Here is a 22,886-nt window from a genome sequence, read left to right on the forward strand (position 1 = left end):
AAAACGAGGTTTCGACTTCGCTCAGCCTGACATTCATGAAGTCTTTACAAATTCGATTGGATATCTTTTGCCAAAGCTTCAAATTCTTCTTTTGTAAGCGAAACTTTATTGATAAAACGCATTTCATCCATTTCATTTAACGGAATCAAATGTACGTGTGCGTGAGGCACTTCAAGTCCAACAACGGCTATACCTACTCTTTTACATGGAACTGTTTTTTCTAAGGCTCCTGCAATTTTTTTAGAGAATTTCATTAACCCTAAATACAACTCTTCATCCATATCAAAAATCTTATCGATTTCTTGTTTTGGGATACAAAGTGTATGTCCTTTAGCATTTGGATTTACATCTAAAAAAGCCAAATAATTATCGTCTTCAGCAATTTTATAAGCTGGAATTTCTCCGTTTACTATTTTAGTGAATATTGAACTCATTGTCTTTTGTTTAATCATTTCAACTAAAGTTAGTCTCTTGTAATTTCAAGGATTTCAAATTTCAAAACTCCATTTGGAACTGTAATCTCAGCCACTTCTCCAACAGATTTTCCTAGTAAACCTTTACCAATAGGAGATGTTACAGAAATTTTACCTGTTTTCAAATCAGCTTCACTTTCTGCCACAAGTGTATATTTCATCTCCATTCCGTTACTTTGATTTTTGATTTTCACATTTGATAAAACCAAAACTTTAGAAACATCCAATTGAGACTCATCGATTAGTCTTGCATTTGCATATACTTCTTCCAGTTTAGAAATTCTCATTTCTAATAAACCTTGTGCTTCTTTTGCTGCATCATATTCCGCATTTTCAGACAAATCACCTTTATCTCTCGCGTCTGCAATATCTTGAGATGCTTTTGGACGCATTACACTTTTTAAGTGCTCCAATTCATCTTTTAACTTTTTTAGTCCTTCTGCTGTATAATAAGATACTTTACTCATAACTTCATCGTTTATATAAATACAAAAAATCCCATCGCGACGGGATTTTCTTACCACAAATATACTATAATTTTTAATAGTACATAATTATATGTTAATCATATAGATTTCAAATCTAAATAAATTATTTTTGTTTCACTAATTCTTATTCAAATAATGAAAAAAATCTGGTTCTTTATCGCACTTTCCACTGTTTTATTCTCTTGCAGTGACAATAACAGAAGCAATAACAATCCGTATATTCCGAATTATTCTATAAATGCCTATTTGGACACCAATCTGCCAACTTACAATAAACTGCTGTATCCAAGTAATCCTGTTTATGTTGCCAATTATGGTGCTAAAGGAATTATCGTAATGAAAACTGGCGAAGGAACGTATACCGCTTTTGATGCTGCCTGTCCAAATCAAGCTCTTACTTCTTGTACGGCCATGACAATCGACGGAATTTATGCTGTATGTTCTTGTGATAAAGCACAATATAACTTATTCACTGGACTTGGAGGAAAAGAATACCCGATGAAACAATATCGTGTGGAATCTTCTGGAAGTGTGGTTCATGTATATAATTAAAAACTACAATTTATAAGACACCGAAAACATAATAGCTCTTGGTAAAATATAAGTTGACTGCTCACTAATAATATAATCTGAGAACTTGTTGCTGTATTTCTTTTTCACATCAAGCAGGTTATTTACACTCAGCTGAAAACCAAAAGGGTTATTTTTTTTCTGATAAAATAAGGATGTATTTATCATGTCATAAGAGTTGGATTGTTTTTGATTATCCGTATTTTTGAGATAATCATAATCGATTTTGTATTTCCAGAATTTAAAAAATACAGCTTCAAATGCTCCTGTTAATGCATCTGACTGAAAATGAGATTTTGTTATTCCAGAAAAACTACTGAAACCTTTATTATAACCAATACTAATATCTGGCCATTTTTTATAGGCGGTTTTAAAAACCAGACCAATATCCTGACTGTCTCTTTTGTTAATTGTTGTAATATCATTTAATGTTTGTGAATACTCAAACAAGGACAATCTGGTGTTTAGTTTTAAATTAAATCGATAAATTCTTTTAGAAACTGAACCATTAAAACCAATATTTGTTTCGGGATTATCTGTCATCACAGGAGTATTAAATTGATTTATGCCGTCCAATTCTATTTCATTGCGAATTACTTTTGTTTTTTTTGAATAATTTAGCATTCCATTCCAAATAATTCCTCTGTAAGAATTCATTTTTGAGTAACGTAAATTGGCTGTGTGATATTTTTCATTTTCTAATAATGCATTACCTTTAAAAACAGTATTATAAAACTCTAGAGTATATTTGTCTGCTAACTGATTTACTTCTGGAAATCTATTTTCCAATTTATAAGTAAAACTCAGGCTTTCAGACTTATTAAACTCATAATCACTATTCCATTGTGGTTGAAAAAGCGCTTTTGCAACAATATGATCATTATCATTTTGAATGGCATTTAGATGATACCCATGCAAATATAATCCTGGTTTATTGACCCATTTTCCTATTCTGAATTTATACTCTAAACCAATATAGACGTCATTTAGTTTGTATTTAATAGTATTGCCAAAACCTTTATCTGAAAAGTCATTAATAGAACCGTCAGTTAGAATTTGTTTTTCAGTAGTCTGAAAAGCTGAATATTCATGATTATTTCCTGCAACAGTATATAAATGATTGGCATTATTAATAATCCAGTAATACTTAAAAAGCATATCAATGCTATTGGCTTCTGTTTTCTTTATTTGATTTAAAGTGTAGGTATAGTCTTTTTCCAAAGGTATTAATCCTTGTAAAAAAGGCTCATTTGTAAACCAATTATTTATTGGAGTAATTTTATTATAAGCCTGATTAATTACAAATGTTGTCGTATTACTGTTATTATAACTTTTATGCCATTCGACGTACTGTTTTACCGAGATATTATCTGCTTTGTTTATAGTTTCAAAAATCGAAGTCCCTAAATTTGTTGTTGAGTTTAAGATACTCTCCAAATCATTTGTGCTTGATTGATATTGTCCGTTATAATACCATTTTTCTTTATTAGATGGCGAATAATCCAGTTTTACGTTTCCAATTCCTAATACTGCTTTGTTTTTTGCATTTCTGTCTTTATCTTCAAATGCAATGGTGGAATTATTTAAATATTCTACATTATTTTCAACCCTAGAAGCCATTAAAGTTTTAGAAAATATTCCAAAGCCTGAAACTGTAAGCTTCGCTGAAACGTCATGACTAAAATTAAATGCACCAAATTGTGATTTATTTTTCAAAACATCAGTATTATCATTAGAAAAAGAATACAAGTTAGACAATGATTTTCTCCCCGAAAGAAAACTGCTTATCCCACCGCCAAAACGCATTAAATCATCAAATGTAAAAGTACTTTTACCAATAGAATTGGCATCGCCTATAAAACTCACGTTTGTTTTTGGACTGTAATAAAACAAAGCTGTATGTGCCCGATAAAAACCGTTATCGCCTGCTCCAACCTCTGCACCAGCTTCTACGTCTCCAAAAACAAATTTCTTTTTGTCTTCTTTAAGTTTAACATTCATAGCCAGATCATCACTATCCGAAACCTGCTTCATAAACCCCACTTCATTAAAATGATCTATAATCTCAATTTTATCCAAAGCATCTGCAGGAATATTCTCAACTGCCAGTTTAGAACCGCCTCCAAAAAAAGACTTCCCTTCTACGAGCATTTTAGTTACTTTTTTGCCTTGTACTGTAACTATTCCATTTTTATCCACCTCAACACCAGGCAGTTTTTCAAGAATTTCTTTCATTTTACGTTCGTTGCCATTCGCAAAACTATTAACATCAAAAACCAATGTGTCTTTTTTAACTACAATAGGTTTGAACTCGTGTTTGATAACAATTTCTTTAAGGTTTTCGCCCGTCGCTTTAAGATGAAAATCGTGTGCTACTATATCAGAGAATGGCTCCAAAATAAAAGTTTCTTCAACATACCCAATATACGAAACTGTAATTTCATATTTCACTTCTTTTTCAAGCTCCAATCTATAGCGCCCTTTATTATCTACAATAGCAAATTTTAAACTTGCTTTTTCCTGCAGCGGTTTTGCAATGACATTGGCAGATTCTAGAGGCAAATTGTAATTATCAGAAACTGTTCCTTCAATTTTTTTAGTTTGCGAAAAAACAGCAACGGTAATAAAGAAAAAAAGAAAAAGCTTTAACATTTTAAACTCAAATAAATTATTGATCTCTTTTAAAATTTTCAATCATTATATTTTCAAACTCTTTTTCTGTCAGATTTTTACCTCCTTTAGGCTTTTCAATCTCCTTTATTTTTTTATAATCAAACTCTATTTTTGTAGCGTAAATATATTTTTTTCCATTAATAGTCCCCTCTAACACTAATCCCGGTAAACCATCTAGTCCTTTAGGACCAAAAGAAGCTGGTATATCTGGTGTAAACCAAACTACAGGATTAAAAATAAGCTTTCTGTCTTTACGTGGATTATACAAATCCTCGTAAGTGGTTGTTGCTTTATAACATTTATACCCATTAATCTCTTTAGTTTCTGTTGTTATATTCCATTTATATTGTTCAAAAGGAACAATCACATTGTAAAGTACAGAACTTTCAGTTTGATACAATTTTATTTTATTTGTAAGGTTCTTATAATACTTAGCATTATTTGATGGAAAAGTAAAATTAGGCTTTTCTGAAATATCTAGTTTTTCTATTTTTTGATACAGACTCTCTTCTTTATTATACAAAAGTTCAAATTCCATATTAGCTTCATTTTTCATTACCTCGTCTAACAATTCAATTTGCTTAGCAGAAAGAACTTTCATTTTCTCTGGAGGTAACTTTGTTGTGTTAATATCTCCTCCATACAAACTATTTTTATAAATAACTCTAGTCACTTGACTTGACAATGAATTTATAAAAATAAAATTGATAATAACAATCCATATTATTCTTTTTATCTGTGCATTTAACTTTCTCATATTTTAATCTTTTATCCTTTATTCAATAGAACTAGGATAAATTATCCCAGCTCTATTAAATTTAGAATTAATTTAAAACTTATATTTCGCAAATTGCTTTAAAATAGTGATAACCTGCATTATAATCAGCACTATTTAAACATTCATTTAATTCTTCATATGCAGCCATCATGTAGGAAGCAAATGCTCCACAGTCAGCTATAACTAAAATTTCTTTTGCTGTTTGCTTGTTTTTTACATTTTTAGAAGTCTTTGCGAATGAAACACCACAAAAAGCCACTACTGTAAAAGCAGTAAAAATTACTTTTTTCATAATTAAAATGTTTAAAATTTATTAATAATGTTTTGGTTAACCATTTCAAACATCTAAAATTAAATTAACAAAAATAAGAAAAAACTTATTTTTAACATTTTATTAACAAGTTTTTATGTTAATAAAATGGCAATATTTATAATGTAGTTTACCTTATAAATCAAGACTTATTTGAAAATATATTTTAAAAAAAAGCCCGAAAGTGTATCTAAACACCTTCGGGCTTTTCTTAATTATTTAAAAAATTCTTAGAACTTCAACGTCAAACCAACTAAGAAATTAATTCCTGCCTGTGGATAATAATATGGATAAATATCCCACATGGCACCGTTTGAAACATATTTTTTATCTAATATATTATTCACCATTCCGGTAATCGTAATCGATTTGAAAACAGTATTTGGTTTAATCTCATAGGAAACATTCAAATCATTTACAAAGTAATCTGCCAGTTTAGCCGACGCTAATTCGATGTTATTCATGTATTGTTCTCCAACATATTTCTGTAACAATGAAATATATAACCTTTCGATAGGTTTATACACAATTACGTTTCCTGCAATTACTTCCGGAGAATAAGCGATTTTAGTTGTTCCATAATATTCGCCATCAACTGCTAAATCAACATTTTTGTTGCTGCTTAAAGTAAAATTTGGTCTTAATGTAAACTTTTCTGAAAGTGCAATTGTAGCATCAACTTCCAAACCTAAACGATAACTTTTATCTGTATTGGAACGAATCGGGTTTCCAACATCGTCTAATCTTCCTGTTAGAATTAACTGATCTTTGTATCCCATAAAATACACATTCGAATTCAATTGAAATTTCTCTGAATTGAATCTCCATCCTAACTCAAAATCATTTAGTTTTTCTGGTTTTACATTTCCGCCTTCGTAATCTGTTCTGTTTGGTTCACGATTGGCACGAGCATAAGAGAAATAAAGCGTGTTTTTTTCATTGAAAGCATAGTTTAAACCTGCTTTTGGATTAAAGAAATTAAAAGTATCATCAACCAAACCTGTTTCTGCACTATTAGCTTGGTAACGAACTCTTCTATATTGTAAATCTCCGTAGAAACTTAATTTTTTTGTGAATTGATAATTTGCTTTCGCGAAAATATTCCCGTCAGTTTTAGTTGAGAAATCATCATAATAGTGGTCTCCTAATTCTGATTGAGAAGCATATCTTGCCCAGATTACTTTTCCGTAATGATCACCTTCATATTTATTCCAGCCTCCACCAAGAATTACATCCAGTTTCTCATTTTTATATTTTGCCGAAAAAGTAGTTCCATAGAAATCATTATCTAACCATTTCTGACGCACTAAATCGGTTTCTGTAACTGCCCCTACCGGATTTAAACCATATTCAGACATAGCTGCATCTTCTTTATAATTTTCGTAATATCCTTTTCCTTTTGTATAATGAAGTGCTACGTTTGTGCTCCATTTATCAGAAATCGATTCATTCCAATGCAGTTGATAATGATCCTGGTTGTAATTATCAGTTTCGTTATCATAGTAACGAATATTTCCAAACTCGTCCGTGTATGCACCAGCCGAATTGTATCTTCTGTTTTCATTTAAAGTCTCAGCATCAATTCCGTTCCAGGATTGGTATGTTTTCTGAGTTCCACCAAAAACCAATGCTTTAATTAAAGTCGTTTTTCCAACATAAGTCCCTTGAAGAAAATACGATTTTAAATCAGAACTCGCGCGATCTACATAACCATCCGATTTAATTGTAGACAAACGTCCAGCAAGTTCAAAATGATCATTCATTAATCCTGTACTGAATTTTACAGTGTTTTTATTGGAATTGAAACTTCCGAAAGAACTTGAGATTTCTCCTGTAGCTTTAGTTGCATAACTATCTGTAAGCATATTTAAACTCGCACCAAAAGCTCCGGAACCATTTGTGGAAGTTCCTACTCCACGTTGTAACTGAAGGCTTTCTACAGAAGAAGCAAAATCAGGCATATTAACCCAAAAAGTTCCCTGACTTTCAGCATCATTGTATGGAATTCCGTTTATGGTAACGTTTACCCTTGTAGCATCACTACCACGAACTCTAATTCCGGTATAACCAATTCCGCCTCCAGCATCAGATGTTGTTACTACAGATGGCAAATAATTCATCAGAACAGGAATATCCTGACCCAAATTTCTGTATTTGATTTCTTTTTTATCCATATTACTAAACGTAACCGGAGTTTTTGAAGTAACACGAACCGCAGAAACCAAAACATCATCAAGTTGATTTACTTTAGTTGAATCTTGCTGTTGCGCAGAAGAAATAAGAGTAAAGAAAATAGAGAATAGAGTAAAAAAAATAGATTTGGTTCTACTACGGCTTTCAACCTTAGAACCTTTGTTTCTTAGTACCTTAGTACCTTTAAAATAAGTTTTCATTCGTAAAGAATTACGAATAAAAGGGGGAATTATTCTTTTGTTAAATTAATAAATGTGTTTCACGACAAAATAAAGTGTGCACGCTCGATAGTGTCGTTTTCCCTTAGCAACATTACTCGCTCAGGTTCTTTGGGTATGATCTCAGCTCGTTATTTAGAGCACCCCTTTGAGACAGTGCAAATGTAACGTGTTAAATTCCAAAAAACAAATTCCAAATTCCAAAAAATGGCTTTCGACTTATTCTCTGGAATTTGGAATTTTAAAACTTGGAGTTTAATCTATATTCGGTTTTCTTCGCGATTGCTTCAAATCAGAAATATTTTTTTTATCCTTAATTCTTTTCTTAATCACAGATTTTGGAACTTTTGTCGCTTTTCTAACTTTTGGTACATATAATCCTTTCTTAATTATCTCTAAAAATCTTTTAGTAACAATTTCTTTGTTTTTAAGCTGACTTCGGTCCTCATCACAGTTTAAAATTAAAATGTTTTCAGAAGTTAAACGAGGGGCTAAATTATTTTTCAAAAGCATTTTCTCCTCATCAGACAAAGCTTGAGAAGCATTCAAATCAAAACTCAAAACAATCTTTGACGAAACTTTGTTTACGTTTTGTCCTCCTGAGCCACTGCTTCGTACGGCTTTAAAATTTAATTCTGATGTGATTTTTTCTGTATCCATTTTATTGTGGCTGATGTGCCGCTTTCAATAAATCATTTACTGTTTTTACTGGGTTAAAAGTAATCAAAGGAACCGCAACGAAAACAGTCAGCCAATTTGCCATTGATCCATTCCATAAACCTGGTAGTTCATAACTTCTTACAGTTTTACCATCAACACTTTTTTCTACTATAAATCCCGCATTTTGATCTACAAAATCTAATAAATCAAATTTTTCGTTTTTATAATTTTTAGTACCGCAAACCAAATCAACTGGGTTAAAATGTGTTGCTGCTTCCAAAACTGCAAGCTGTTTTTTATTGCTTAAATCAACTTGAGAAGTTTCTACAATTTGAAGAGAAGAAGCTCCCTTATCATTAATTACCCAAAAAGGTCCTCCACCTGGTTCTCCTTCATTTTTAACCATTCCGCACACACGAATTGGCCTATCCAACAGTGATTTTATTTTAGTGATTTTATTTTCAAAAGTAAACTTATTAAAATCATCATTCATTTCAATACTCAGCTTTTCCTTTAGAAAAAGAAGAATCTCTTCCAATTGATTTTCGCTGATTTCATTATCGTCAATAGCATTCAGACATGCAAAAACTTTTTGTTGTATTTCAATTAAAATACCTGCTAAAGCTTTTTTATATAATGTAATTTCTTCAATATGATTTTGAATTACATTATCTATATTTTTAATAAAGATTACATCTGCATCGAGATCATTTAGATTTTCGATTAAAGCACCATGTCCGCCAGGTCTAAAAATTAAATTTCCATTTTTATCTTTTACCAATTTATTGTTTGCATCTATAGTAATAGAATCTGTGCTTTTATTTTGATAAGAATAGCCAATATTAATATCAATTCCCGCCGGTTTTTCAATCTTATCTTTGACCTCAAGAACCGCTTTTTCAAACAAGTCCTGATGTATTTCTGAAACTGTAAAATGCAAATGAGACACATCGTTTGAAGATGCATAGTGCACACATTCATTCAAATGTTCCTCTATCGGATTGGCAATATGGGTTTTATATAAATGGAAAGGCAAAACCGCTTTGGGTTTATTCGCTGAATTAAAATAATCTGGAGACAATAATAATTTTATAAAATAATAATTTTTATAATCTCTTTCTAAACTTTCAAAATCAGGATAAATTGCTCTAAGTTTTTTATCTACCGTTTCAAAAAAAGGAAACTTTTCCATTCCAACAATAAAAATGGCAAGTTCTTTATCATTTTTCCTGTTGATATAAGCATTTATGGTTTCTTTCGTGATATCAAAATCATTTAGAAAAGCAGTCAAAAACTTATACATTCTTGTAGCCGCGCCAGACGCCGGAACAAACTTCTTAATCTTAAATTGATCTTTTTGATTGTCAAAAAACACTGCTTTTTCTTGAAACTCATTTTGAGACAAACTCAAGATTCCATCATTAATCGTTGCCGGTCTAATTAGATTACTCTTTGCAATTCCTTTCTCGAAATTTTTTAATTGTTTTAGAATAGTATCAAAAGAAATTCCTCTATTATAAATCTGAACAAAATCTTCCGAAGAAAAACCATTTTCTTGCGCTAGAGCCAAATCATTTATAATCGAAACTGCTTTTTTCAAACGGCATTCTTTATCTCCTGAAAGTGTAATAAAAGGCTTTTTGGTATCTACTAATGTTTGTTTAAAAACGGAGAAAACGGTTTCTCTTCCTTCAGGAGTGTCTCGAATATCATCTTTTTCCCAAGGCACATCAATATCTGTCAGGAAAAACAAATCGTATTCATGCTTTAATGCAGCTTCATTTAAAAGCGGATCGCAAAAACCATAATACATTTCCGAAAAAACTTTGGTTACCATTAAATTGGTATCGCAAAACAAATATTTATTTGCTGTTTGAAGTTTTTCATTTTCCAGTGCAGTCTGTCCATAAGCAATAGGCATCATATCATCTGCAGTACAGATATGCTTATTTTCTTCCCATTTTTCTTGTAGATAGTCGCGTGCAAACTCAGGAACCCATTCGGTTTCATAATAGTCTGCAAGTTGTTTTGCTAGTGTGGTTTTTCCTGTACTTTCAGGGCCAAACAAAGCAATTTTTATGATAGTTGTTTTTTGCTGTCTAAGATCTTTCTCCATTCTAAATAAGCTGAAATAGCCAAAATTGTAAAAATTATATACTGAAGTGACAGCATCCCTAAACCACGATAAGCGTAGAGAGGCACAACAATAATATCACCAATAATCCAAAGTGTCCAGTTTTCTATTTTTTTTCTGGCCATGTACCACATTCCTGCGAAAAATATTCCCGACGAAATCATATCGACATAATTGTCTGGATGAATTTCGTAATCAAAATATTTATAAATCCCGAAAACTACAAAAACGGTTACAATAAACAGTAAGATTCCAATTATTTTTTCATTAAAAGTTGTACGAGTAATCGGCAGGTTGTCTTCAACAGTTCCTCCTTTTGCCCAAACATACCAACCGTAAATGCTCATAATCGAAAAATATCCATTAATGATCATATCCCCAATGTATCCGGCAATATAAAGCAGATAAACCGAAATTACTGTTGCAATCAAACCTGTTGGATACACCCAGATATTTTCTTTTTTAGCAAACCAAACGCTTAAAATTCCAAAAACAAATACTAAAAACTCCAAAGCGATATGCCATAGTGGAGCATTTTTATAACTATTCAAAAAAAAGTCGATCATTTTGTGGTATTTAAAGGCGTTTAATTTTATTTATGAATCAAAAAAATGACTGTTATTCTCAAAAGCGGTACCAATTACCACCAAATCTGCCCCTGCATTATGCGCTTTTTGAATCCCGTGTAAATCTGCAATTCCACCGCCAACAATAACGGGAATTTCGATATTTTGAGAAATTAATTCAATCATTTTTAATGGAACAGGCTGTTTTGCACCACTTCCCGCTTCCAAATAAATCAACTGGTTTCCTAGCATCTCCCCTGCCTGTGCTGTAGCCAGTACCAAATCAAAATTTTCACGGCTTAACGGTTTTGTTTTACTCACGCGCGCAACAGCTGTTTCATTGCCACTTTCAATCAAAATATAACCTGTAGAAATAACTTCAAGATTTGTCTTTTTTAAAATTGGAGCTGCTTGAACCTGATATTCGATTAAATAATCAGGATTACGCCCAGATAATAATGATAAAAACAAAATTGCATCTGCCTTTGGTGAAATCTGTGAAGGATCACCTGGAAAAAGGATAACTGGTAAATTTGTTTTTTGTTTTAATCCCGAAATTAATTCTTCTAAAATAGTATTCTGCACAATACTTCCTCCCACAAAAACATGCGTTGCAGGCGACTGATTAATCTCTTCAATTAAATGTCCTAAATTTTCCAGTAGAATCTTATCTGGATCCAGAAGTATAGCTAGTAGTTTTTGACCATTACTTTTGGCCTCTAAAATCTGCTGTCTAATTGTGAGTATCTGTTCTTGCATCGTGGGTGTAAAAGTAAAAGTTTTTTAGTGCAGAAGAACTATTATGAATGAATTATATTTGTAATCTCTCTGTTAACAATAAAAGAAAACCTTTATGATTGCAGTTGAATTATTGGAAAAATATGGTGCAATAAAAAAATCTTTCCAGAAAAATGATAGTATTTTCGAAGAAGGAAATCTGCCCACATATTATTACCAGATTATTTCGGGCGAAATTAAAATGTGTAATTACAATGATGACGGACGCGAATTCATACAGGGAATCTTTTATAAAGAACAATCTTTTGGTGAACCTCCTTTATTCTTAAACCAAAAATATCCAGCCAATTCAATAGCCGTTGAAGACAGTCAGATTCTTTTACTCCCAAAATCCAGTTTCACAAAACTGCTGGAAGAAAATCCAGTTATCAGCATCAAAATAATCGAAAATCTTGCGCAAAGATTGTATTACAAATCGGTTATGGCAGCAGAGATTTCTACACATGAACCAGAACATCGTGTTCTAAAATTAATCGATCATGGAATAGCTTATTTCAATTTTCAAAAAGAAACCAACGGTTATTTAATCAATTTTACCCGACAGCAAATTGGAGACTTAACAGGTTTACGCGTAGAAACTGTTATTCGAGCCATAAAAGCTCTCGAAAAAAAAGGCAAATTGAAGATCATTAATCGAAAAGTATACAGATAAAAAAGTTCTCGTTTTATGATTTTAATCATAAAATGCAGTTGTATTGCGGGCGTATCTTTGTCATATAAAAATCTGAATATCATGACACTATATCAAACCACATTTGACATTTTCAATAGAAATTATATGGGTTCTGCTGCAATGGCAGTAATTGGACAAAGCTGTTTAGGAGGCGCTGCTGCAATGTATGTTTTGGCTAACGGAACTTCAATTCCTCAAATGATTCAATTAGGCATTATTGTTTTAGCTTGTGTTTTCGCAAACACTTCAATTTTAGCGCAAATGAAACACAAAGTGGTCTTCAACCTTATTGCACTAAGCACATTCATAAGTATTTTGTTTATACTTTTAAATTGTTTTGTATTTTGAAAAAACAAATAGAAAACAGAGAAGATATTTCATTCTTAGTTAATCAGTTCTACTCTAAAATAAGAGCCGATAAAGAAATCGGCTTTTATTTCAATGAAATGATTACCGATTGGGATTTACATCTGGAAAAGTTAACCGATTTTTGGGAAACCAATTTATTTGCCGTTCGCAAATACAAAGGAAATCCCCATGAAGTTCACAATGAAGTCGATGCGCATTTTGACGAAAAAATTACAGCAAATGAGTTTGGAATCTGGCTCAATCATTGGGCGCAGACTTTAGACGAACATTTTGAAGGCGAAAATGTAGAAACCTTAAAAAGGCGCGCAAGAAAAATGAGTACATTCCTGTATATAAGCATGTTTAAACATCGACAAAAAGAAAGTGAAGTTTAAAACTGAAAACTGCTACTGAGGCTTTCAGCTAAAAACTACTTTTCAAAAGCATAAACTAAAGTAAAAATACCCTCAAAATTATCCGATTTGATTTCCTGATAATGCACATCAAAATCTTTAATCAAATCATCAAAATGAAGACTTGCCTGCGTTTGGGTTTCTCCTAAAGAAAAGTTGTTTATATTAATGTGATCTTTAAAACTAATCCCTTTTTCATTTCTGATTTTAAAGATTGCCTCTTTGGCTCCCCAGATAACGGTAAGTTTTTTTATATACTCTTCAGTAACTTTCGGTTCTAAATAATTGCAATCATAATCTGTGAATTTATCCGCAATTCTCTGAATCTTTTCACGCTGTAATTCCATATCAATTCCAACCTTTTCATGGCTAATAATAATAGCCGCGAAATGATACGAATGCGTAATCGATATATGATTATGGCAATCAAAATAAGGTTTTCCAAACTCATCATAATGCAAGTCTTTATCTGTAAAACCCATTTCCTGAATCAGCATACGAACACTCAAAAAGGCACGCTGATGCATTTGAGATTTCATTCCGTCTAGTCTACGTTGTGTCTTTTCTTTCAAGGTAACGCGACTATACAAATCATCAAAGGATTCTGTAATTTCCCAAATTAAAATTTTAGTCGTTTCGTTGAATTGTATGGTCTGAAATAGAGGCATTATAGTAAGTTGTATATTATTAAGTTATTGTCTTCTTAAACCATATAAGTCATATAAGAAAATATAACTATTGGCAAAAAAACACATTTAAGTTAATATAAGCAATTCATAACAAGGGTAATTTATGCAAGAAACTTTATCAAATGAACTTACATCACTTATATGGTTAAAAAAAGCGTTACGTAAATTTAAGCAATTCCCAAGAATTCTGCATAGTTAAGAATCTTTTTTAAATGAACTTATAACACTTATAAGGTTAAAAACAATTTTTAGAGTAACATTCTAGAGATTAAGAAATTAAAGATTTCACAAATCTTACGGAAATTAGTAAAAATAAAAAGCTATTCCTTAAATTTGCAAAAATTTCACACCCGAGCCTGAAAGGCGAACGGACGAAGTAATTATACAAATATAATATTTAAACTATAAATGAGTACAACGACTACGCCTTATGTGGCTTACAAAGTAAAAGACATTTCTCTGGCTGCTTGGGGAAGAAAAGAAATTGAACTAGCTGAAGCTGAAATGCCAGGTTTAATGGCGCTTCGTGCTGAGTACAAAGACGAACAACCATTAAAAGGTGCTCGTATTGCTGGATGTTTACACATGACTATTCAAACTGCAGTTTTGATCGAAACTTTAATCGCTCTTGGTGCAGAGGTTACTTGGTCTTCTTGTAACATTTTCTCTACTCAAGATCAGGCTGCGGCTGCTATTGCTGCTGCTGGAATTTCAGTTTACGCTTGGAAAGGTCTTGACGAAGAATCATTTGACTGGTGTATTGAACAAACTTTATTCTTTGGTGAAGACAGAAAACCATTGAACATGATTTTAGATGACGGTGGAGATTTAACTAACATGGTTATCGATCGTTACCCAGAATTAGTTCCCGGAATCAAAGGTCTTTCTGAAGAAACTACAACTGGTGTACACAGACTTTACGAAAGAGTAAAAGCTGGAACTTTACCAATGCCTGCAATCAACATTAACGACTCTGTTACTAAATCTAAATTTGACAACAAATACGGATGTAAAGAATCTGCTGTAGATGCTGTACGTCGTGCAACTGACTTAATGTTAGCTGGAAAAAGAGTAGTAGTTTGCGGATACGGTGACGTTGGAAAAGGAACTGCAGCTTCTTTCAGAGGTGCTGGTTCTATCGTAACTGTTACTGAAATCGATCCAATTTGTGCTTTACAAGCTGCAATGGACGGTTATGAAGTTAAAAAATTAAACACTGTAATTGCTAATGCTGACATCATCATTACCACTACAGGAAACAAAGATATCGTTCTTGGAGAGCACTTCGAGCAAATGAAAGACAAAACTGTTGTTTGTAACATCGGACACTTCGATAATGAAATCGACATGGCTTGGTTAAACAAAAACCACGGTGCTTCTAAAATCGAAATCAAACCGCAGGTTGACAAATACAACATCAACGGAAAAGATATCATCATCTTGGCTGAAGGTCGTTTAGTAAACCTTGGTTGCGCTACAGGTCACCCAAGTTTCGTAATGAGCAACTCATTTACAAACCAAACTTTAGCTCAAATCGAATTATGGAACAACAGCGCAGCTTACAAAAATGAAGTTTACATGTTACCAAAACATTTAGATGAAAAAGTGGCTGCTTTACACTTAGCTAAATTAGGTGTTGAACTTGAAGTTCTAAGAGAAGATCAGGCTGCTTATATTGGTGTTGAAGTTCAAGGACCATTCAAACCAGAATACTACAGATATTAATATAATTGTAGATTTAAGATTGTAGATCTTAGATTTTTAATACATATTCAAACCCGACAGTTTTTAAAACCTGTCGGGTTTTGTTTTTGTTTCAAGTCTCAGGTTTCAGGTTTCACGTTCCCGAATAACTTCAAACCTGAAACTTAAAACAAATAATAATTCGGGCGTGCCACCAACCCGATAAAAGGGCAAACTCACTATACGCTTATACGCCCTTTTATCGGGTTGCTGTCGGGCTATCCACGCTACTTCGGTAGCTTGCTCCTATCCCTCACGCTTACGTAGCCCAAGAACCAATTAAATTAACAAGATCTTTATAGTCTTTAAACTTTATAACTTTAAATTTGAAGTATAAACTTATGAAATGAAAGACGAAAAGAGTTCTCAAACCGCCTTCCACCTAAACTCCGAATTAGTAGAAAATATTAATTCTATGAACTTTGAAAACTTAAAAACCAATTTCGGAATCAATTCAGCTGTTTTTGAAGAAATAAAAGAAGAATTATTCGACTATTTTGAAACCGAAGATCTCCCAAAACTAAAAATCCTTGAAACAAATTTCACTATCTTTAAATATGATTCAATGGAAGGATTTGGAATCGAGACAAAGTTATTTACAGCCGACAACAAAGAAACCGAATTGACTTTACATACTGAATTCAACAATAATACAGTACGTTTTAAGTTAATTGAAGTAATGTAGAATTGCTTTTTGCCAAAAATAAACATAAAAAATGATTGAAAAAGTTTCATGCGAAGTACACGGTTTAAAAGAAATGTCTTTTTCCTGCATCCATATTGCAATGACAATAGATTCAAAAGAGAAAATCGGTTTTTTCTATTCAGAAGCTGAGGAAGATTTACCCCAAATTGCCTGGTGTAATTCATGCGAACAACATCTTCTGGAAAATGGCGAAGAATGGACGGAAGTTTTTCAAGCCAAAGCCGATTTTAAAATGTTGTGTTCCGATTGTTTTGAAGAAGCAAAAAACAAGGAATCAGAAGCCCATCTCCGATAAATAAATTTTCATGAAAAAGATTCTCGCCCTTTGGATATTTTTATTTCTTAATTTCCTAGTATCTGCCCAAAACAACGATATCTGGACTTCATTTCCAAATAAAGACACCACTCTGATTGGATTTAAAGACAAAAATGGAAATGTCAAAATAGAACCCAAATTTTCAGGTTTCACAACAGCCCGACAATTCGAAAATATTATTGCCGTTACAGAAGAAAAAAAAGGAAAATGGGAAAGTTATTATTTAACCAAATCCGGAAAAATAATTGGGCGTGACAGTTTATACGTTTTTGATAATGGCCCAGACTGCGAAAACGAAGGTTTTATCAGATTTACAGATCGTAAAACAGATAAAATGGGAATATTTAACAGTGACGGAAAAATAGTTATTCCAGCAGAATACAGCAATTTGACCAAAGTCAAAAACGGAATGTTTATTGGATTAAAAGACGCTAAAAAAGAGACCGATGGAGAACATTCTTTCTGGACGGGCGGAAAAGAATTCTTAGTTGATATTCATAATAAGATTTTAGTTGAGAGTTTTACCTATAATGATGATTTGAACTTTTATTCAGTAGAAAAATCCAAAGAGCCAAGTAAAGATCCAATTAGAGATAACTTTCTGGGAGTCGACGGGCAATATTATTCGTTTATCAATTTTGGTAAAGAGTTTAAAGAATGGCTCCAAAACACCTTTCTTAAAAATTTATCTAAAGCTAATTTAGAAAAACATTCTTTTGACAAAATAACGTATTGGAAAGAACCAAATGGTTGGATTAGTGAGCCTAAAACTAAATTTGTCGATCAGAATTATACCTACCTGAAATTAAAACTGGAAGAACTCAAAAATCCAAAAACAGATTACTTTGTTACTTCAGATGGATTAAATCAGTTTATTTTTGAAACAGAAGAATACGATATTTATTTCAATAATTGTAATGAATCTAAAGATTGGATTTATCCTGTAAAAAGTATAATCATAAACCCAAAAAACAAAGCCGATTTCAAGCAAGATCATTTTGAGTTTCTACGAACCGAAAACGGCTATAAATTAATTAGTATTTCATTGGCAAAAGATAATCTTAAATAATTCTTCTCCTTCAATAAAGATTAACTTTGTAGAAAAAGTCAATCATGAAGAATTTCCTATTTCTATTTATTGCCATTGTATTCGAGATTATCGCAACCTCAGCATTAAAGAAGTCCGAAGAATTCACCAAACTGCTTCCAAGCATTATTACAATTATTGGTTATTGCGGTGCCTTTTATTGCTTAAGTTTTGCTATTAAAACCATTCCTGTTGGATTTGCGTACGCCATTTGGTCTGGAGTCGGAATTGTTTTAATCACAATAATTGGTGCTATTTTCTTCAAAGAAATTCCTGATTTACCTGCTATTATCGGATTGTCATTAATCATTGCAGGCGTTGTTGTGATTAATGTTTTTTCTAAAACTACGGCGCATTAAATCAAAAAACATTATTTTTGATAGTATCAAATGATACTATCATGAAACCTCCGTATGACATTACTCCTGTTATTTTAAAACTGATAAGTTCTATATCTGAAAAGATTGGGGCAATAAATGCAATGTATCTAGACAAACATTCGCCTCAACTTAGAAAACAAAATAGAATCAAAACGATTCATTCTTCTCTGCAAATTGAAGGAAACACTTTAACAGAAGAGCAAATAACAGCTTTAATAGAGAACAAAAGAGTAATTGGCCCACAAAAAGATGTACTAGAAGTTATAAATGCAATTAGAGTTTATGAAGATTTAGGAAAATATAAATCTACCTCGTCAAAAAGCTTTTTAAATGCTCATCAGTCATTGATGAAAAATCTTATTTCAGATGCTGGAAATTACCGAAAACAAGGTGTTGGAATTATAAAAGGAACAAAAGTTGCGCACATAGCGCCTCCTCATGAGAATGTTCCGTTTTTAATGAACGATTTGTTTGATTATTTAAAAAACAAGGATGAACTAGCCCTAATAAAAAGTTGTGTTTTTCATTATGAAATGGAATTTATCCACCCTTTTTTAGACGGAAATGGCAGAATGGGCAGATTATGGCAAACTGTTATTTTAATGGAAGAATATCCCGTTTTTGAATTTCTTCCTTTTGAAACATTAATTAGCAAAACACAAGATAGTTATTACAAGTCTCTCGCGATGAGTGACAACAGCGGGAAATCGACTCATTTTATTGAATACATGCTCGATGTAATCAATAAATCTTTAGAGAACCTTCTTAATTACGAAAACCGAATAATAAAAGACATTGATCGTTTGGAGTATTTTTGCTCTCTAAAGATTAAAGAATTTACACGAAAAGATTATATGCATGTTTTCAAAGATATCTCTCCAGCCACAGCCAGCAGAGACTTAAAAAAAGGGTTAGCATTGAATTTCTTTAATATCACTGGGCATCAAAGCACTGCCAAATACACTTTAGTTGAATCTTAGTTTTCTTTCATAATTAATTTACAAATGGATTTTAGAAAAGCCACAATTTCAGATTTGACCGAGATGCAGGAATTGTATATCGATACCATTAAATCGGTTTGCAAAAACGATTACAATCCGGAACAAATTGAGGCTTGGATTTATGGTGTAAACAATAAAGAAAGATGGATTGAAGTTATCGAAACTCAATTTGTTTTACTGGCTATTATTGGAGATAAAATTGTGGGTTACGGTACGTTAGAAAACGGGAATTATATTGATTTCTTCTACATTCATAAAGATTTTCAACGAAAGGGAATTGCAGATAAAATTTTAGCAAAATTAGAACTGGAAGCCCAAAAACAATATTCCAAAATTATAACTTCGGATATTAGCATAACGGCAAGGCCTTACTTTGAAAAGAAAGGTTATATAGTGAAAGCAGAACAAAAAAATATACGTTTAGGAGTCGAATTGATTAATTATAAAATGGAAAAAGAATTATGATTTTTTGTTTCAAGTTTCACGTTCCAACAACCTGAAACCTGAAACTTGAAACAAAACAAAAAAACTCCGCAAGTTTCGGATTTTATTCCCGCCTAAACCAATCGATCTTTGTCTTATAAAATTGAATGAAGATGAACACACAGGAAACCATCAATTATAATCGTATTGCGGAAGCTATCGATTATATCAAAGCGAACTTTAAAGATCAGCCTAATCTTGACGAAGTGGCTGAAAAAGTACATTTGAGTCCGTTTCACTTTCAGAGACTATTTAGCGATTGGGCAGGAACAAGTCCGAAGAAATTTTTGCAGTATACGAGTTTAGAACATGCTAAAAAATTACTCAAAGACAATCGGGCAACGATTTCTGAAACAGCCTACGAAACGGGTCTTTCAGGTACAAGCCGACTGCACGATTTATTTGTAAATATCGAAGGCATGACGCCAGCAGAATATAAAAACGGTGGAAGAAATCTGGCAATAAATTACAGTTTTGCCGAAAGTCCGTTTGGAAATATCATTGTTGCTTCTACTCAAAAAGGCGTTTGTTTTATGGCTTTCGCCGAAGATGAAGCAAACGGATTTTCTGCTCTGAAAGATAAATTCCCGAATGCGGAATTCTCAAGGAAATTAGATTTAGTACAACAAAATGCGTTGTTTATTTTTCAAAATGACTGGAGCAAATTATCAGAAATTAAGCTTCATTTAAAAGGAACCGATTTTCAGTTAAAAGTTTGGGAAACCTTATTAAAAATCCCAATGGGACAACTTTCAACTTACGGAACAATTGCCCAACAAATTGAAAAACCAAATGCATCCAGAGCTGTAGGAACTGCAATTGGAAGCAATCCTGTTGCATTCCTTATTCCTTGTCATCGTGTAATCCAGTCTTCAGGTGTTTTTGGCGGTTATATGTGGGGAAATACCCGAAAAACAGCCATAATTGGCTGGGAAGGTGCGCAAACAAATCATCAATTATAATTTATACACAAGTCACATCTGTAGAGACGCACCGCAGTGCGTCTACGCAAAGATTGTCGACAAAGAAATCCGTTGTATAAATACAAGACGTTAGACGCACTGCAGTGCGTCTCTACAGATAAACGGTATGAATTATTTATCATTTTTTTTATTCCTCAAAAAAATATTATGCAAAATATACAATCCAAAATTGCTTCTCAAAACTGGGAAAGCATCACCGAATCTATGCACGAAAATGGATTCGCCATAATTCCAAATATTCTCAATGACGAACAATGCGAAGACTTAAAATTCGATTACGATAACCCAATGACATATCGAAAAACGGTTGTAATGGAACGTTATCGATTTGGTCTGGGCGAATACAAATATTTCAATTATCCGCTTCCTGATTTAATTCAGAATATACGGACTTCAATTTATCCAAAATTGGCACCAATTGCAAATGCCTGGATGAAAGCCTTAAAGATCAATACTTCTTTCCCAAATGAGCATTCAACATTATTAAAACAATGCCATGATAACAATCAGCTTAAAGCGACCGTTTTAATTCTAAAATATGGCAAAAGTGGCTTCAATACTTTACATCAGGATTTGTATGGCGATATTTATTTTCCGATTCAGATTGTGCTTTTTCTTTCGGAACCTGATGAAGATTTTACGGGTGGCGAATTTGTTTTGACACAACAAACGCCGAGAGCGCAATCAAAAGCGATTGTTTTAAAACCTAAAAAGGGAGATGTTTTGGTTTTTACAACTAATTTCAGACCCGTAAAAGGAACAAAAGGCTATTATCGCGTGAATATGAAACACGGCGTAAGCGAAGTGTATTCAGGCGAACGTTTTACATTAGGAATTATTTTTCATGATGCGTTAAATTAAGGTGCAAAGAGGCAAAGGTTCAAAGGCGCAAAGATTGGAAGCCTTTGTCTCTTTGTAACTTTGAACCTCTGCAACTAAAAAAGAAATGATTCAACATAACAAAATTTCAGATTCAGAGCTTCGAAATAAAATTAAAAAAGGCGAAATTTGTTTCGGTGGCAACCAAAAATTAAAAATCTACGGAAGATTGAAATGTTCTTCCGGAAAAAGAATGAAACGGGAAAATCGTGTTTTCTTTTCTTCAGAGAATGATGCAAAACAAAACGGTTTCAGACCTTGCGGACATTGCATGAAATCCAAATATCAAAAATGGAAAAATGGACTTATTTAATCCTCATACAGACGAAAATACCAACTTACTTCCTCAAGATGGAACCGTAAATTACTACGGAAAATTGTTCTCGAGAGAAGAAGCCGATTTCTATCGTGACACTTTATTGGAAACAATAGAATGGAAAAATGACGAAGCAATTATCTTTGGAAAATTAATTTTAACCAAACGAAAAGTGGCTTGGTATGGCGAAAAAGAATTTGAATATACGTATTCCAATACCACAAAAAAAGCGCTTCCGTGGACTCCGGAATTATTAAAATTAAAATCGATTATTGAAGAAAAAACAGGAGAAACATTCAATTCTTGTCTGCTCAATTTGTATCATTCCGGTGAAGAAGGAATGGCGTGGCACAGCGACGGTGAAAAAGATTTAAAGAAAAATGGCGCTATTGGTTCTTTAAGTTTTGGTGCCGAACGTAAATTTGCTTTTAAACATAAAGAATCTAAAGAAAAGGTATCTTTAGTTTTAGAACACGGCAGTTTATTAGTCATGAAAGATGAAACACAAACTTACTGGCTTCATCGTTTACCGCCAACAAAAACAACTCACAAACCCAGAGTGAATTTGACTTTTCGAACTATTGTGGAATAAAACATAAAGTTTTTTATTTGAACCATTAAGAGATTAAGAAAATTAAGTTAAACTTTATGAACCTTTATTTCTTAATGGTTAATTTATTTCTTTCTTGGAGTGACATTTTGGTAAGAAAGCTGTAATGCATCTTCAAACATTTTAGGTCTTACTCTCGCTAAATCTACAATTGTCCAACCCTGTTTTCCCCACTTATTCGGAATTGGATAAAAAATCTTTTCGCTCGAAGCACAGAAAACTGACTGATCTATTTCGTTTAATTTTAAAACAGCGTGGTTGTTCTTTTCATCAAAAGTGGCAAATATTTTCTTATTTACACGGAAAGAAGTTTTCTCAAAATGAGCTTCCTCTGTTGTATTTGGAAACGACAAAGCTAATTTTCTAAAATCTTCGATTGTAACCATAATTACAAACTT

Annotated in this window: 27 protein-coding genes; 15 read left to right on the forward strand and 12 right to left on the reverse strand. The window is 32.5% G+C overall.

Features of this window, described 5'->3' with window-relative positions; all coding sequences use genetic code 11:
• Positions 1 to 44: 44 nt before the first annotated feature.
• Together BM289_RS11845 and greA are read right to left on the reverse strand one after the other, a co-directional pair.
• Positions 45 to 434 (reverse strand): HIT family protein, encoded by a 390-nt coding sequence (locus BM289_RS11845; protein WP_091494217.1) that lies wholly within the window; start codon positions 432 to 434, stop codon positions 45 to 47.
• A 29-nt stretch (positions 435 to 463) separates the two neighbouring features.
• Entirely contained in the window at positions 464 to 940 is a 477-nt protein-coding gene (gene greA, locus BM289_RS11850; RefSeq protein ID WP_091493555.1) for a transcription elongation factor GreA, read from the reverse strand.
• A 156-nt stretch (positions 941 to 1,096) separates the two neighbouring features.
• Here greA and BM289_RS11855 point away from each other — a divergent pair, with 156 nt between their 5' ends.
• The gene (locus BM289_RS11855; RefSeq protein WP_091493558.1) at positions 1,097 to 1,513 is read left to right on the forward strand and encodes a Rieske (2Fe-2S) protein; all 417 of its coding nucleotides are present in this window, start codon (positions 1,097 to 1,099) and stop codon (positions 1,511 to 1,513) included.
• A 3-nt stretch (positions 1,514 to 1,516) separates the two neighbouring features.
• Here the strand turns inward: BM289_RS11855 and BM289_RS11860 are convergent, their stop codons facing one another.
• From BM289_RS11860 to BM289_RS11895, 8 genes are all read right to left on the reverse strand, one after another.
• Positions 1,517 to 4,183, reverse strand: a complete 2,667-nt coding sequence (locus BM289_RS11860) for a TonB-dependent receptor (RefSeq protein WP_143102073.1) — start codon at positions 4,181 to 4,183, stop codon at positions 1,517 to 1,519.
• Positions 4,184 to 4,199: 16 nt separating this feature from the next.
• A complete protein-coding gene (locus BM289_RS11865; protein ID WP_091493564.1) occupies positions 4,200 to 4,961 on the reverse strand; it encodes a GLPGLI family protein in 762 nt (253 codons plus the stop codon).
• 79 nt (positions 4,962 to 5,040) lie between these two features.
• Positions 5,041 to 5,274 (reverse strand): hypothetical protein, encoded by a 234-nt coding sequence (locus BM289_RS11870; RefSeq protein WP_091493566.1) that lies wholly within the window; start codon positions 5,272 to 5,274, stop codon positions 5,041 to 5,043.
• Positions 5,275 to 5,522: 248 nt separating this feature from the next.
• Positions 5,523 to 7,685, reverse strand: coding sequence for a TonB-dependent receptor (locus tag BM289_RS11875; RefSeq protein WP_091493569.1), 2,163 nt, complete (start codon positions 7,683 to 7,685; stop codon positions 5,523 to 5,525).
• Positions 7,686 to 7,958: 273 nt separating this feature from the next.
• On the reverse strand, positions 7,959 to 8,363 hold the full coding sequence (gene arfB / locus BM289_RS11880; protein ID WP_091493571.1) for an alternative ribosome rescue aminoacyl-tRNA hydrolase ArfB: 405 nt from the start codon (positions 8,361 to 8,363) through the stop codon (positions 7,959 to 7,961).
• A 1-nt stretch (position 8,364) separates the two neighbouring features.
• Complete coding sequence (locus tag BM289_RS11885; RefSeq protein ID WP_091493574.1) at positions 8,365 to 10,479, reverse strand: DUF4301 family protein; 2,115 nt, start codon at positions 10,477 to 10,479, stop codon at positions 8,365 to 8,367.
• Entirely contained in the window at positions 10,440 to 11,063 is a 624-nt protein-coding gene (gene pnuC / locus BM289_RS11890; RefSeq protein ID WP_091493577.1) for a nicotinamide riboside transporter PnuC, read from the reverse strand. Before pnuC ends, BM289_RS11885 begins: the two co-directional genes overlap by 40 nt.
• A gap of 30 nt (positions 11,064 to 11,093) precedes the next feature.
• A complete protein-coding gene (locus BM289_RS11895; protein WP_091493579.1) occupies positions 11,094 to 11,822 on the reverse strand; it encodes a phosphoglycerol geranylgeranyltransferase in 729 nt (242 codons plus the stop codon).
• Positions 11,823 to 11,916: 94 nt separating this feature from the next.
• On the opposite strand from BM289_RS11895, the gene BM289_RS11900 reads away from it, so the two are divergent.
• The 3 genes from BM289_RS11900 (at position 11,917) to BM289_RS11910 (ending at position 13,277) form a co-directional block, all read left to right on the forward strand.
• Positions 11,917 to 12,513: a Crp/Fnr family transcriptional regulator gene (locus BM289_RS11900; protein WP_091493582.1), complete on the forward strand. Its 597-nt coding sequence runs from the start codon at positions 11,917 to 11,919 to the stop codon at positions 12,511 to 12,513.
• Between the two features lie 81 nt (positions 12,514 to 12,594).
• A complete protein-coding gene (locus BM289_RS11905) occupies positions 12,595 to 12,882 on the forward strand; it encodes a hypothetical protein (protein WP_091493584.1) in 288 nt (95 codons plus the stop codon).
• Positions 12,879 to 13,277: a group III truncated hemoglobin gene (locus BM289_RS11910; RefSeq protein WP_091493587.1), complete on the forward strand. Its 399-nt coding sequence runs from the start codon at positions 12,879 to 12,881 to the stop codon at positions 13,275 to 13,277. Before BM289_RS11905 ends, BM289_RS11910 begins: the two co-directional genes overlap by 4 nt.
• Before the next feature lie 35 nt (positions 13,278 to 13,312).
• Here the strand turns inward: BM289_RS11910 and BM289_RS11915 are convergent, their stop codons facing one another.
• Positions 13,313 to 13,963 (reverse strand): 4'-phosphopantetheinyl transferase family protein, encoded by a 651-nt coding sequence (locus BM289_RS11915; protein WP_091493589.1) that lies wholly within the window; start codon positions 13,961 to 13,963, stop codon positions 13,313 to 13,315.
• 429 nt (positions 13,964 to 14,392) lie between these two features.
• On the opposite strand from BM289_RS11915, the gene ahcY reads away from it, so the two are divergent.
• From ahcY to BM289_RS11970, 11 genes are all read left to right on the forward strand, one after another.
• Positions 14,393 to 15,709: an adenosylhomocysteinase gene (ahcY, locus tag BM289_RS11920; RefSeq protein ID WP_091493592.1), complete on the forward strand. Its 1,317-nt coding sequence runs from the start codon at positions 14,393 to 14,395 to the stop codon at positions 15,707 to 15,709.
• 364 nt (positions 15,710 to 16,073) lie between these two features.
• Positions 16,074 to 16,412 carry a hypothetical protein gene (locus BM289_RS11925; protein ID WP_091493595.1) on the forward strand — a complete coding sequence of 113 codons (339 nt, stop codon included), beginning with the start codon at positions 16,074 to 16,076 and terminating at the stop codon, positions 16,410 to 16,412.
• 31 nt (positions 16,413 to 16,443) lie between these two features.
• On the forward strand, positions 16,444 to 16,728 hold the full coding sequence (locus tag BM289_RS11930) for a hypothetical protein (protein ID WP_091493597.1): 285 nt from the start codon (positions 16,444 to 16,446) through the stop codon (positions 16,726 to 16,728).
• A gap of 10 nt (positions 16,729 to 16,738) precedes the next feature.
• Positions 16,739 to 17,818 carry a WG repeat-containing protein gene (locus BM289_RS11935; protein WP_091493601.1) on the forward strand — a complete coding sequence of 360 codons (1,080 nt, stop codon included), beginning with the start codon at positions 16,739 to 16,741 and terminating at the stop codon, positions 17,816 to 17,818.
• A 44-nt stretch (positions 17,819 to 17,862) separates the two neighbouring features.
• Positions 17,863 to 18,195, forward strand: a complete 333-nt coding sequence (locus BM289_RS11940; RefSeq protein ID WP_091493603.1) for a DMT family transporter — start codon at positions 17,863 to 17,865, stop codon at positions 18,193 to 18,195.
• A 41-nt stretch (positions 18,196 to 18,236) separates the two neighbouring features.
• Entirely contained in the window at positions 18,237 to 19,196 is a 960-nt protein-coding gene (locus BM289_RS11945) for a Fic family protein (protein ID WP_091493605.1), read from the forward strand.
• A 24-nt stretch (positions 19,197 to 19,220) separates the two neighbouring features.
• On the forward strand, positions 19,221 to 19,682 hold the full coding sequence (locus tag BM289_RS11950; RefSeq protein ID WP_091493608.1) for a GNAT family N-acetyltransferase: 462 nt from the start codon (positions 19,221 to 19,223) through the stop codon (positions 19,680 to 19,682).
• 131 nt (positions 19,683 to 19,813) lie between these two features.
• Positions 19,814 to 20,662, forward strand: coding sequence for a bifunctional helix-turn-helix domain-containing protein/methylated-DNA--[protein]-cysteine S-methyltransferase (locus BM289_RS11955; RefSeq protein ID WP_091493611.1), 849 nt, complete (start codon positions 19,814 to 19,816; stop codon positions 20,660 to 20,662).
• Between the two features lie 168 nt (positions 20,663 to 20,830).
• A complete protein-coding gene (locus BM289_RS11960) occupies positions 20,831 to 21,544 on the forward strand; it encodes a 2OG-Fe(II) oxygenase (protein ID WP_091493614.1) in 714 nt (237 codons plus the stop codon).
• Positions 21,545 to 21,629: 85 nt separating this feature from the next.
• Complete coding sequence (locus BM289_RS11965; protein ID WP_091493616.1) at positions 21,630 to 21,875, forward strand: Ada metal-binding domain-containing protein; 246 nt, start codon at positions 21,630 to 21,632, stop codon at positions 21,873 to 21,875.
• Positions 21,862 to 22,470 (forward strand): alpha-ketoglutarate-dependent dioxygenase AlkB family protein, encoded by a 609-nt coding sequence (locus tag BM289_RS11970; protein ID WP_091493619.1) that lies wholly within the window; start codon positions 21,862 to 21,864, stop codon positions 22,468 to 22,470. Before BM289_RS11965 ends, BM289_RS11970 begins: the two co-directional genes overlap by 14 nt.
• Before the next feature lie 83 nt (positions 22,471 to 22,553).
• Here the strand turns inward: BM289_RS11970 and BM289_RS11975 are convergent, their stop codons facing one another.
• On the reverse strand, positions 22,554 to 22,874 hold the full coding sequence (locus tag BM289_RS11975; protein WP_091493621.1) for an MmcQ/YjbR family DNA-binding protein: 321 nt from the start codon (positions 22,872 to 22,874) through the stop codon (positions 22,554 to 22,556).
• Positions 22,875 to 22,886 lie beyond the last annotated feature (12 nt).

It is taken from the genome of Flavobacterium phragmitis (genome assembly GCF_900112575.1).
Taxonomy (GTDB): Bacteria; Bacteroidota; Bacteroidia; order Flavobacteriales; family Flavobacteriaceae; genus Flavobacterium; species Flavobacterium phragmitis.